Origin of the sequence: Sporolactobacillus kofuensis (genome assembly GCF_024125425.1) — a bacterium.
GTDB lineage: Bacteria > Bacillota > Bacilli > Bacillales > Sporolactobacillaceae > Sporolactobacillus > Sporolactobacillus kofuensis.
Genome location: NZ_JAMXWN010000003.1, coordinates 90087 through 103184, shown reverse-complemented (window position 1 = coordinate 103184; position 13098 = coordinate 90087). Strand labels below are relative to the sequence as shown.

The following is a 13098-nucleotide window of genomic DNA, read 5'->3' as shown; positions in this document are numbered from 1 at the left end:
TATGAGACAGGGCTAGCCCTGTCTTTTCTTGTGCAAAAAGATTGAGCCTTTAAAAGGCTGAACAAAGCTATGCTTTCCAATGAAAAGTTGGGTAAGCTTTGAGGATTGCTTGCAGGATTGACGTTGATTCAGTATGATGAAACCATCATGCGTTTTGAAAGAGGTATATGAAATGAGTAAAACGTCCATTTATGGATTAACATTAGATCAATTAGCTAACTGGTTAGTTTCACAAGGAGAGAAGAAATTCAGAGCTGCGCAAATTTGGGATTGGCTTTACATCAAACGTGTTGATGACTTCGAGAAAATGACGAATCTCTCTAAGAAGACCATTCAATTGCTTGAGAACTTTTTTGTCATGGGGACACTGAATAAACAGATTGAGCAAAAAGCAAAGGACGGGACAACAAAATTTTTGTTTCGTCTGGAAGATGGCAATCTGATTGAAACAGTACTTATGCCTCATGAATACGGCCTTTCTGTCTGTGTGACTTCGCAAGTCGGCTGTAACATTGGCTGCAGTTTCTGTGCAAGCGGATTGCTGAAAAAGAATCGTGATTTAACCAGTGGCGAAATGGTTGAACAGTTGGTTGAGATTCAGCAAAGTCTTGATGCAAAAGGTAAAGATGAGCGCGTCGGACATATCGTGGTTATGGGTATTGGCGAGCCCTTTGATAACTTTGAACATGTCGTTAATTTCCTGAGAATCATTAATGATGGAAAAGGTCTTGCCATCGGCGCAAGACATATTACGGTTTCGACAAGTGGTATTGTGCCAAAAATCTATGACTTTGCAGACATCGACTGGCAGGTTAATCTTGCCATTTCGCTGCACGCACCAAACAATGAATTACGCAGTCGAATTATGAAGATTAATCGCGCTTACCCGATTGAGAAATTGATGGAAGCCGTTGATTACTATCTGAAGAAGACAAATAGACGTATCACTTTTGAATACATTTTATTAAAAGATATTAATGATCACAAAGAAGAGGCTTTGCAATTGGCCAAATTGCTTGAAAATAAACGACATCTTGCGTATGTTAACTTGATTCCTTATAATCCGGTTGAGGAACATTCGGAATATCAACGTAGCGAAAAAGATGCTGTTGTTGCCTTTTATGAAACACTGAAGAAACGAGGCATCAACGCAGTAGTACGTAAGGAATTTGGTACCGATATTGATGCTGCCTGTGGGCAACTTCGGAGCAAGCAAATCAAGAAGGAACGCGTGCGGCGCGTCTAATTTTTGACTGAACTGAAAGACAGCGAAACCGAGAAAAGAGCGTTGACCTCCTTTTTCGGTTTTTTTGATACTGATAAGAAAGTATAAATCTTTTTAAGTAAAAATGTAGCGAAGATGTGAGACGTCTGCGGAGCGTTCCTGCTGATCGCGAGCCAAGTGAGACCCCGCAGACAACGGGTTGATCGAGGAAGCTCACGGAGCGCCAGCGGCAAGCGAGTAATCGACGCGTAATGAATACAACATAAGGACCGGGCGCTTTTTGCCCGGTTATTCTTATACGGATAAGAGAAAAGCGAAACTGAGCGATGAAAAGAAAATATGGGCGATTCAATTAATACTGAGCAAACACTAATTGAAAACCGAAACCAATGAGGATGCAGCCTGTCACGCTTAGAAGTACCCGTTGGACGTTAGGTCGTTGAATCCATCGACTAAAGTGTCCGATGAGCAGTACATAGGAACAAAATAGTAGAAAATTTACAAGGATATGCGTGATGCCTAATATAAAAAAGGGTGCAATAGAATGGTTGTCCGAACGAACAAATTGAGGAAGGAAGGTCAAAAAGAAAAGAACTACTTTTGGATTCGTAAGATTGGTAAAGACCGCTTGGAAATAACCGGTTTTACGCGAAATGGAATGTTTTGAGGAAGAGAAGTTTTCCATTTTTGATGAACCGGTTTGGTCCTTAAGGCTGAACAAGGTCATAATACCAAGATAAGCAAGATAAAACGCACCGATGTACTTAACTATTGTGAACAGAAAATCAGACTGTACAAGTAAGGCGGAGAGTCCGAGGGCAGCAGAACAGGTGTGGACCATGAGCGCTGTTGATACGCCTGTAATCGTACTTAAACCCACTGACCGGCCGTAGAGTAATGTATTCCGGGTTGTGAGGGCCATATCCGGCCCGGGAAGTAATACTAAAAAACAGGAAACAATGATGAAGAGAAAGAAATGTTCCACACAGAACACCTCCATAGATTATTGACCAACACCCCGCTTTGTAAGGCGCTGTTTCCTTAATGCTTTCTTTTTAATCGTACTGACCATCTGAATCTGTGCAATCATGAGTGTCAGCACAACAACAAAGGTAAAGACATACATTGAAAAGAACCATACATTTCGAGAGTCCGTACCACCCAAGATGCCATGGGTGAGTGCGAAGAGATACAGAATGTATGCGATGAGGTGAAAGCTGTGCCACAATTTAACCGGCATTTCCTTTTTCAAGTCGGTCGTTGCCAGTACAAAAAGAAGACCATATAAAGTGATTGTACCCAGTCCATAGAGAAAAGGTTCTCTTGGAGCTGTAAATGGGACGAGCAGCTGTATCCATGAAAAAGGAACGAAAGGATCAATGATAAGAAGTAAGGGATGCAACATCGCGATAAAGACACCGGATGTATTCATGTAAAAGTGAAGGGTCAAAATTGCGTCACGGGATGCTTTTCTCCCCCTCCAGATCGGCATTCCAGATAGGATGCCAAGACAAATACCAAAGAAAAGGAGTACATAAGCAGCAATTCCTAAGGCGCGAACGCTCAGCCAAGTAGGAACGGTTGACGGTAAAATGTTCGTTTGTCGCGCATACTCAATAAAGAGGCTGATCACAACGATGAGTGCTGGTCCGATGATCCATTTTAACAAGATATGCTTTTGTGCCATTCTGCATGTCTCCTCTTTTAAATAGGCATTGTAATCTTCTCTGAAAAATTGCGCAGTATATGTGAGCTTCGTAATTGGGATGAATACATCACTTGTCCATTATTCTTAATGATGAGGTATAAAAGATCGGGACGTCTCTTGTAAAGCCAGTCAGGTCCATCTTGAGTCCCCATAATGAGGAGACATTTTGCATAAATCTCGCAAGGAAGCAGTGCATCACCGATTACAGTAGCTTGCACAATATCAGAATCAGACGGGAGACTGGTCCGTGGGTCTAAGATGTGATGCCACGTGCTTTTACCATCATGCCATCTGCGCTTAACCTTGCTACTTGTAGCAACTCCCCATTGCCCAGGGTCAAATACTAATTGCCCAATCGTTTGATCCTCTGAGTGAGGATGGGACACATTGATGACCCACTGCGTAGGATCGCTCGGTGCGCGCCAGCACATGAGGTCCCCTCCGGCATTGATCAAACCCGCGGAACGATTAGAAGCAATCAATCTCAATGCAGCTTTCTGAACAGCCCATCCCTTGGCAATGCCTCCAAAATCTAAGGCGCTACCTGTAGGTAAGTGTACTTCTCTTCGATCAAGATCAAATGAAAACGAGCCTATTGGGACTTGACACTTCTGCTTTATCCCGAAAATCATTGCATTCTCCCGATCGAGTTGATCGAAGGAACGATCATATCCAAACGCGTTCATTAAGCGGCCGAGAAAGGGATTGAAAATACCCTCTGTTGCAGAATAATAACGCAAGGCTTCAAATAAGAGTTCTGCAAATGATCGAGACAAAGGTGTAACGGATCCTGCTTTCCGGTTGATTTGGCTCAATTCACTTTTAGGTAAGAACCTGGAAAATTGGTTTTCTACCACGGACATCCATTCGAAAACATTACCTGCGTCGGGCGCGGTTAGACGAGATGTGGAAACCAATGTGTTCATTTGATGACGATGAAATTTAGGCATGGGTTATGAACCTTGCGTGCGTGTTGCAGGATCTTGTTTTACAGCGGCAATGCTTTTTCCAGAATCAAAACCAGCATGCACATTCTCGAGCAATACACCATGAGATCTGGCGTCAGCAGGTTTGTAGACTACTTGTGCAGTGCTTTTCGCATTCTTTTTTCCGATTGTTAATTTCCCAGTAAAGATCACACGGTTTTGCCAATAGATATTGCCCTCTGCCTTGTATATATACGTGCCTGGTTTCACAGCTTTTCCGGAGGCATCGGTACAATCCCAATAAATGACATGATTGCCGGTACCTTGTTCGGGAAGTTTAACTCGCTCAACTTCAGCCTTTGATGCCTTTGACCAATTAGATATTTTGCGCCATTCGGGGAGTGCATCCGGGCGTATTTTGTAGCCGCCACCGGCAGTAAAACTGGATGCTCGTAAAGTTTTCACATAATGCCCCTGATCATCTTCAATCCAGAATGCGATTTGGTTGCTGGCCAGTTGATCAAGATGAAATAATTTGTAGTTAATGGCGACAAGTCCAAGTGTCTTTACATCAGGGATATTTGTGGTATTCGTTTTTGATGATGGTGTAGTTAGCGGTGAAGCATCAGATGCAGATGATGAATACGAAGAGGAAAAAGGATTGTCGGCATCCGTAAAATTGGATATACCAGAAAGGATAATGACACCAGCGCCTAGCGTTCCAACGACAGGGGCCAGAATTTTTTTCATGATCTTCGCTCCCTTTTAATTGCATTTAGTCCGTATGCTCGTATTGTGGAAGTTTCTTTCATTATTGTACAGCAAATCTGAAAATTTTTATATTGATGAGAATGAGCTACATGTGAATAAAACAAAGCGGTGGAAAGTAGATAACACTTTCCACCGCTTCAAATAGACAATTAAGATTCATAATTAATATTATTCAAGGATACCTCGTGCGTAACTCCGGCAGGTTGAAGACTTTCACTCGGAATATTGAGAATGAAATTCACGATATTCTCAGGTATCTGCGGATCAACAAAGGCCTGTTGTGATTTCTTGATTTCTTTCAACATTGCTACATTGTTGTCCAGCAATTCATTAATTGTTGGCACAAGATCGTTCATCGAATCACAAGTAATCGCCAAGTGGTATTTTTCTGCAAACCTAGGATTCTCTGCTTCCTGACCGGGCAGTGCTCCTGTGATGACAATCGGAGTATTGCACGAGACAGCTTCCATCATCACATTCGGACTGCTACGTACGAATGCAATATCAGAACTGGCAATCAGATCCTGGATGTTTTTTGTAAATCCGTAGATCTTGACTTTGTCACCATATTTCTTCACCAGCGTTTTTTTTAGGTGTGCTTGTAATTTTTCATTTCTTCCGGCAACAATGGTAATATTGAAACCAAAAGTTTCAATCAATGTTTTTGCCATTTTGCCCATATGCCCAACGCCTTCGCCGCCGCTCATGATCAGACAGTTCAGGGGCTTGTTCGGTGAATAGTGCTCCGCATCTTTAGCGGTGGATTGCTGATGGTAGAAACGCTCACGAACAGGAAAACCGAGCACTTTAATTTTGTTTGCTGGAACCCCAAATTCAATACATTTATCCTTTGCCTCTTCAGTAGGGCTGATAATGTAGTCGGCCCGGCTGTCCGCCCATAGCGGTGTGATGCTGATGAGGTCAGCGATCAGGGTAACAAAAGGTATATGGATGTCGCTTTTTTCGAGAATGTTAAGGATAGAACCATTAAAATTCGGATGAACGGTCAGAATGAGATCAGGCTTAACTTCGTCGAGTAGAGCAAGAAATTTTGTTCGAATTTTCATCTCGATCAAGTGATTTACAAATGGCACCTTTACGGATGTGATATCCCAGATTATTTTCCAGAGATGTTCCGAGTTTCTTGTGATGGGTCCGTACATTTTTCCAACTTTCAACAACGAACTGCCACCTAGTGAGAAACCATCAACCACATTAATTTTTACATCCGGAACAATGTCGAACTTTTCACTAAGCGATTCCGTAATGCTTTTGTGGCCATGACCGGTGTAATTTGAAGAAATGATGAGTATATTTTTAATCATCGAAGATATCCTTTCTCTAACAATTGGACTGGCTCGCTAGATAAGCAGTCTCTTCTGTCTACCATACATTGTATGCTAAACTGGGACAAGAAACAATTTTTTTAAAAAAGTTATTGCATTATCGTATCAAAAAGTGATGTAGTGCGCAACAAAAACCTAAGGAGAATACGTTTGTATGTCATTGCAGAAATTTAAGACTGTGTATGCCATAGCTGTCTATGTTAGCTTGGCGGCGTTTGACAATATTGTTATCGGACTGTTTCCGCCACTGTTTTCGAATATCGCACATGATTTAAACGTGGCAATTTCATCAATGGGCGTTATTTCAGCGGTCAATATTTTGGCAACTGCTTTTTCATCACTGTTCTGGGGTTATCTGTCAGGAAAATATCATCGAAAGCGTTTGGTGATTATTGGGACCTTAGTCTGGGTTGTCGGCGTTTATCTGACATCGCTTAGTAACTCCTATATCCATCTAATGCTCTGTCAGATTATCACGGGCGTCGGTCTTGGGTGTGTCGCTTCTATTGGGTTCAGTGCATTAACGGACTACGTGCCCTACCATTCAAGAGGTATGATCCTAAGCCTATGGGGCATGTCTCAGGGATTTGGCGGGATCGCCGGTGCATTGATCGCATCAATCATTTCGACGATGTCCAACTGGCGGATTCCTTTTGAGTTATTGGCGATTATCGGGTTGCTGCTCATTGTCTTCTATTTTTTTGTGGAAGAACCGCGTTTCGGCAGTGCCGAGCCCGAGCTTAAAGTATTGATGGATCGTGGCATGAACTATACGTATCGAATTAGTCTCAGCCAAATTTTAAAAATGATTGGAAAACGAAGCAATTTACTGCTCTTCTTGCAAGGATTCTTGATGAATATTGCCACTGGAAGTCTCATCTGGCTGCCTACATTGTACATATCAAAAATTGAGGAGCTTGGTTATGGAACAAAGATTGCCATGATTGTTGCTGCGTTTTTATTCGGCATCTTCCAAGTCGGCGGAACGTTGTCCTCCTTCTTCGGTTACTTAGGGGATGTCCTTCAACGAAGGAGCTATAAAGCACGGGCATTGCTCACAGCTGTATTTGTATTTCTGACTATGCCCCTTTATATCTTATTATTTATTTTTCCAATCGATCAATTATCACTTCCGAACACAACAAATTCGGTAACTTTATTTGTGAGTCTACTTGGTGACTTGTTTACAAATCCTTGGATTTTGTCATTGTTTGTCATTTCGTTGTTTGCCTCTGCAGCACAATCTGCAAATACGCCGAACTGGCTAGCCTTGATTACGGATGTAAATCTGCCAGAACATCGTGGTGCAGTATTCAGTATCGCCAATCTCGCAAATAGTTTGGGCAGGACTGTGGGCAACCTGGGCATTGGTGCTGTTCTGGCTATTGTTTCCATTTATTTACATAGCCCTATGGACTATATAGTGACCATGAGCATCTTGCAGATCCCGCTTATTCCATCCGCTCTCTGTTATTTCTTGATGGCGAAATACAATGTTCGTGATATTCATTCGGTAAAGAAAACGTTGGATAAACGGGGTAAAATTGTGTGAAGGACATAAAGCCGAGAATTGAAAAAACATAATATGTCTGGAGTGAGTACTCGAGGTAAGTGTGGTGCATGCCTAATCCGGGCGAGGGTTCACATACTTTTGGAGAATGAAAAATGCCGACCTTATCCTGATCAGGATAGGTCGGCATTTTCGTGTATCAATATTTATGCTTGTTCTTCGAAGAGTCGAGCAATCTCGACAATGGTTTCTGTTGCTTTGATCATTGTATTTACGGAGACGTATTCGAATTTCCCGTGGAAATTTTCTCCGCCGGCAAAAATATTTGGTGTCGGCAAGCCCATAAATGAGATTTGTGCACCATCAGTACCGCCTCGGATTGGAAGAACTTGTGGTTCAATGTTTAGGTTTTTCATCGCCTGATAGGCGACATCCACCACTTCTTTATGTTCTTCAACTTTTTCCTTCATGTTGTAGTATTGATCTTTCAGTTCAAGAATGATGCTGCCCGGGCCATATTTCTCCTGCAGCTTCTTGACCGTTTCCTGAACAAAGGCTTTCTTGGATGCAAACTTTTCTTTGTCAAAATCACGGATGATATAGACGAGTTTGGTTTGTTCAACATCGCCATTGAAGGTAAGCAAATGGTAGAACCCTTCATAGCCATCGGTTAATTCAGGTGCTTCTTCAGCAGGTAATTGGTTTTGAAAATCAACGGCCATTTTGATCGAGCTGAGCATTTTACCTTTTGCCGATCCTGGATGAACATTGCTGCCTTTAAAAATGAGCTTTGCTTCAGCAGCATTAAAGTTTTCATATTCAAGACCGCCGAGTGCGCCGCCATCCATCGTATAAGCAAGCGATGCGCCGAAAGCTTGAACGTCGAATTTATGTGGTCCACGGCCAATCTCTTCATCGGGTGTCAATGCGACGCGCACTTTACCATGCTTAATTTCCGGATGCTGGATGAGATAATCCATAGCCGTCATGATCTCCGTCACACCGGCTTTATCATCAGCACCAAGGAGTGTTGTTCCATCAGTTGTGATCAGCATTTGTCCCTTATATTTATTAAGGTCTGGGAAGGTTTTCGGGCTGAGTACAACATTCAGTTCTTTATTCAGTACGATGTCACCGCCGTCGTAATTCTCAACGATTTGCGGATTTACACCGTCTCCGGTAAAGTCTGTGGCGGTATCCACGTGCGCCATAAAGCCAACAACAGGCACTTCTTTGTCCGTGTTCGCCGGAAGAGTGGCCATCACATAGCCATTTTCATCGATCGTGACGTCCTGCATGCCGATTTCTTTTAGTTCATCAACGAGCTGGTGCAGCAGTGTCAGCTGTCCAGGGGTTGACGGACAGCTTGAGCTGTCATCGTCGGATTGGGTATTTACTTTAACATATGAAGTGAAGCGTTTAATCAAGTCGTCTTTCAACAGAGTTTGCCTCCTTTTGTCATATGTATTATCTTACCACTTCAACGCTTTCAAATCATGCTTGCTCTCCTTTGATCAAGTCTGCTATTTTTAAGAGACAGAAGCTATTGTTTCGCAAAAGAAAGGGTGCAGGTAATGGAACGAATGAATGTCTATTTTAATCACGATGCGGGTATTGATGATCTTGTGTCTTTATTTCTGCTGCTGCAGATGGAGCAGGTGGAGGTGACGGGTGTTTCGGTCATTCCCGCTGATGGGTATTTAACGCCGGGCATTGAGGCGAGTCGGAAAATAATCGACCGGTTTGGAAGGAAACCCGTAGAGGTCGCGCGATCGAATTCGCGCGGGCACAATCCTTTTCCGAAAGAATGGCGTATGCACCCGTTTTTCGTTGATGCGCTTCCTCTATTAAATGAATCGGGAAAAGTAGAAGCGCCTTTGAGTACGCTGCCTGCGCATGAGCATTTGGCGCAAACGGTTAAGGGGAGTGTTGGAAAAACAACACTCCTTTGCACCGGACCGTTGACCGATGTGGCGCGTGCACTCGACTTTGCTCCCAATATTGAGGAGAAAATCGAGCGGTTGATTTGGATGGGCGGCACATTGAATCCAGTAGGAAATGTGCAGGAGCCGGAACATGATGGTACAGCGGAATGGAACGCATTCTGGGATCCTGAGGCGGTTGCGCGTGTTTGGCGCAGCAGCATTCCTGTGCAAATGGTCGCACTCGAGAGTACCAATCAGGTGCCGTTAACCGTACCAATCCGCAATCAGTGGGCGTCACTTCGGAAATATACAGGACTTGATTTTCTTGGTCAATGCTATGCAGCGGTGCCGCCGCTCGTTCATTTTGAAACCAATTCAACGTACTACCTGTGGGATGTTTTGACGACAATGGCTACGGGCAATCCCGAACTGGTTCGTACGAAGAAGGTGCACACAAGCGTACATACGGAAGAGCCAAGCCAAGGACGGATCGAGGAGACTGAAGACGGGCGTGAGGTAGAGATTGTTTATGATGTGAAAGCCGATAAATTCTTTCAATCAATCGTAGACCTCGCGAAGCAAGCACGGCAATGAGGTGTCATGTATGTAACAGGGGCATTATAAGCGGAAGTGGGTAACATTTAATTCTGGAGTCAATAAATCGGTGCAGGTGTCCGTCTGTGTGAAATCTCGGAAAAAAATACGGATGCTCAAGCAAGAGGTGCCGAAAGATCGCTATATTTTTAATTTCAAGTAGTTTTGGATGGTCTTAGGGTTATTACCAAAGGTGCGGGTAACACCAAATGTAGCTCCTATTTATAATCTTAATGAACGGGTTGGTGAAAATAATAAAGATATTAATTCAAGTATAATTGCCAATCCTCTCAAAATTCTCGAAAATATATGGGGACAAGTAGCAAATAATCCACCAACATGGGGATCTGATCCTGCTGCGATGAATGCCATAAATGCAGCTATTTTGGCACTTTTAGTTATTGCCGCATGGGCATTATTACTTGCGTAGTTAAATAAATCTAACGAATTGATCAAGAGATTCTCTTGATCTTTTTTATATATCTTGTATTCTGTTAATAAAACGATTAGGAACAGAGATGAAATCAATGAAGAAAATTCTTTTATTAATTTTTAGCTTAACATTTATTTGTATATTTCTTCAAACTATTTTTGGTAGGTATTATCATATCCTTCCTCATTTTCTTCAGGCAGTACCAATACTTCTATTTCTCCTCTTGTTTAGAATTTTCTTAGGAAGGCCTGCTTCACGTCAACTTCTAAAAAATTACACTTTTATGACCATTCTATTTTGTTCACTAGGAGCCGGAATTTTAGGGATCGTTACTGCTTTTTTGACGAGCTTCGTTTTCTCTTCCTTAGTATTCTAACAACACAAATAACGTAAACAATAATGAAAACGACTAGTGTTAAGAAGAATAGGAGTTGCCAAATGAGTCGCGGGTTAATAATATTCAGAATAAAAAATACAAAGATAATGTAAATGAGTATTTTTACCGTCTTTGTCAGTTTATCTTGTTTTTTTGTTTTCTGATTAAATTCAACCATAAATATTCTCTCCATTTCTTCATTTTATAATCGTATATTGGTAATAAGATAGTCTAAAAAGCGCTAAATTCCTGATTAGTTTACGATTGAATGTCAACTGATGAATATAGATAGGGGTGACCATTATTTTATGCTCAAAACGGCTTTTTTACTTTTTGGCAACTGTTTAATCATGATGTCATGGCAAATTAGTTTTATCAAGCATTATGACTCTGTTCCCCATTTGCTACAACCAATTCCTATTGCACTATGCCTTATTTTCATGCGCACCATTTTAAGAAAAAATGTGGTTCGTGAACTCAAGAAACAGCATTCAAGCAAAACGGTATTTATAGTCATAATGAGTTCCGTAGCCATGGGGTTTTCAGTTCCTTCACTAATTACTTATTTCAGGTTTTATTAGCTCGGCGAATGATATAAATAATGAAAACAATAGGGTATATTAAAGCAATGATGAAAAATAGTAGTAATATAGTCAAATTACGTGTCATGAGATAAACAGCCAGACATGCTATAAGACTATAAAAGAGTATATCAACCAAAACTTTAAGCATACTCTTTTGTTCTGTTTTGCGTTGAATTGATTTTTTCAAAAGATTTCGCATACTATACATTTCTCCTCATACTACATAATAAATCTATCAAATATGTAAACTTTTTTCGTTTTACTGCAAGTTCTTGTTGACTAACAATTTCTACATTGTTGATTACTTTTCCTGTCCATGTTATTAATCTTAGTCATAAAGTAGCCTCATTTAATGACCGATTGGTTCTTAACCAAATGTGTTGGTTGAATCAGGGCAACAGTCTGATCATATGCCCTATGCAACAGAAATTGTCCACTAACACCCGCAACGCATGCATCTAAATTATGTTCATTCGTTTTGCTTTAAGATGTTCCTGATCTTTATATAATCTAATCGCCTCAAGTACAAGTTTTTTTGAATTGCCCGGAACGCAGCATTCTTTCTTGCCTATTCATTCGACAAAGTGTTCACCCTCCTTCTGTATCAATAGTATTCCTTTATTCAGCAAAGTCCTACTAGAACGACAAATTACACATGTAAAAGTATGTAAACTGCTTTTAAGCTTTTAGATTGATTGGATTGTTATTTGTCACAAACATGAAATTCACTCAACACGTTAAAGTGTGGATCGACAATAATTGAAACAATATTTGTTTGATCACATAAATAATTGAAAGGTTAGGTGAATTTTATGGACTGTTATTGTTTGTATTATGGTAATCCTGGTGATGATTTTGAGATCGAAGTCATCGGAGGTGGACAAATGCGACTTCGCTATGGACAAGTTCTTTATAAAAAAGGCTGGGAACCAGCCGGTGTACGATTTAGCGCACGAGATCTCCACAATGACGTTTCGAATGATGCTTATCCAGATTTTTATCTGTTTGAAGATGGTACATTCGAATATATGGGACTGTCTCCGGATCATTTCCAGAAATTCGCAACAAAAGATGGGGTGCCAGGTTATCAAGTAATTTGCCTATTGTATGATTTTAATAAGCATAAGTGGGGGCCATCGTACGCCTACATGGATGGTTCAAAATACGGTTTGTCAGAAGGGGTGGATATCTACAATCAAGATAACCAAAAATTTAATTACATCCCATCTGACTGCAAAGTGCTTATTCCAAATGGAAATTATGGAAAGACACCTTCATTTGATGATCATGGAAAAATTTATGTTTCTGGCTGGCAAAAACCAGATGGATCTTATGTATTGCAGTCTGGTTATATAGATCATGATCCGACACAATATCCGTCAGAACAGGGTATCAATCTTTGGTAAGAAAAACCATGACGAGAAAGTTGAAAGAATCCACTTTGGGAAATTTCCAAATGAAGGAAAAAAGCGTGGCTTGCGTAGCAGCAGTTAGCTAGAAAAAATGCTAGGAAATGAACGGACAAGAAAATTAGTGTTGCAGAAGATTTTCCGTTGATTTGATCTTACAGTTTGGACAACGGAGATGAGTGAGCTTGAACAGTAGATCAAAGAAGATCCACTGATTCAATCCACCACGGAGCGTGTAATGGATAAGGATTAGATGTACCGCTTTGATGACTGGCGACGGCTCAAGGGTAC

At 41.3% G+C, this 13098-nt stretch carries 11 protein-coding genes; 5 read left to right on the top strand and 6 right to left on the bottom strand.

Features of this window, described 5'->3' with window-relative positions; genetic code table 11:
* Window positions 1-172: 172 nt before the first annotated feature.
* The gene (rlmN, locus tag NIE32_RS03335) at window positions 173-1246 is read left to right on the top strand and encodes a dual-specificity RNA methyltransferase RlmN (protein WP_253053006.1); all 1074 of its coding nucleotides are present in this window, start codon (window positions 173-175) and stop codon (window positions 1244-1246) included.
* Between the two features lie 331 nt (window positions 1247-1577).
* On the opposite strand, the gene NIE32_RS03330 is transcribed toward rlmN, so the two are convergent.
* From NIE32_RS03330 to NIE32_RS03310, 5 genes are all read right to left on the bottom strand, one after another.
* On the bottom strand, window positions 1578-2210 hold the full coding sequence (locus tag NIE32_RS03330; RefSeq protein WP_253053004.1) for a LysE family translocator: 633 nt from the start codon (window positions 2208-2210) through the stop codon (window positions 1578-1580).
* A gap of 18 nt (window positions 2211-2228) precedes the next feature.
* Window positions 2229-2912: a hypothetical protein gene (locus tag NIE32_RS03325; protein ID WP_253053002.1), complete on the bottom strand. Its 684-nt coding sequence runs from the start codon at window positions 2910-2912 to the stop codon at window positions 2229-2231.
* A gap of 17 nt (window positions 2913-2929) precedes the next feature.
* Window positions 2930-3883: an FAD:protein FMN transferase gene (locus NIE32_RS03320; RefSeq protein ID WP_253053000.1), complete on the bottom strand. Its 954-nt coding sequence runs from the start codon at window positions 3881-3883 to the stop codon at window positions 2930-2932.
* 3 nt (window positions 3884-3886) lie between these two features.
* Complete coding sequence (locus NIE32_RS03315) at window positions 3887-4609, bottom strand: DUF2271 domain-containing protein (protein ID WP_253052998.1); 723 nt, start codon at window positions 4607-4609, stop codon at window positions 3887-3889.
* A gap of 170 nt (window positions 4610-4779) precedes the next feature.
* Window positions 4780-5955, bottom strand: coding sequence for an MGDG synthase family glycosyltransferase (locus NIE32_RS03310; protein ID WP_253052996.1), 1176 nt, complete (start codon window positions 5953-5955; stop codon window positions 4780-4782).
* Between the two features lie 175 nt (window positions 5956-6130).
* Between NIE32_RS03310 and NIE32_RS03305 the strand changes: the two genes are divergently transcribed.
* Entirely contained in the window at window positions 6131-7528 is a 1398-nt protein-coding gene (locus NIE32_RS03305; RefSeq protein ID WP_253052994.1) for an MFS transporter, read from the top strand.
* Between the two features lie 164 nt (window positions 7529-7692).
* Here the strand turns inward: NIE32_RS03305 and pepT are convergent, their stop codons facing one another.
* Window positions 7693-8925: a peptidase T gene (gene pepT, locus NIE32_RS03300; RefSeq protein WP_253052992.1), complete on the bottom strand. Its 1233-nt coding sequence runs from the start codon at window positions 8923-8925 to the stop codon at window positions 7693-7695.
* Between the two features lie 126 nt (window positions 8926-9051).
* Here pepT and NIE32_RS03295 point away from each other — a divergent pair, with 126 nt between their 5' ends.
* From NIE32_RS03295 to NIE32_RS03285, 3 genes are all read left to right on the top strand, one after another.
* Window positions 9052-10005 (top strand): nucleoside hydrolase, encoded by a 954-nt coding sequence (locus NIE32_RS03295; RefSeq protein WP_253052990.1) that lies wholly within the window; start codon window positions 9052-9054, stop codon window positions 10003-10005.
* Between the two features lie 169 nt (window positions 10006-10174).
* Window positions 10175-10435 (top strand): hypothetical protein, encoded by a 261-nt coding sequence (locus NIE32_RS03290; RefSeq protein ID WP_253052988.1) that lies wholly within the window; start codon window positions 10175-10177, stop codon window positions 10433-10435.
* 1847 nt (window positions 10436-12282) lie between these two features.
* Window positions 12283-12804, top strand: coding sequence for a hypothetical protein (locus NIE32_RS03285; protein WP_253052986.1), 522 nt, complete (start codon window positions 12283-12285; stop codon window positions 12802-12804).
* Window positions 12805-13098 lie beyond the last annotated feature (294 nt).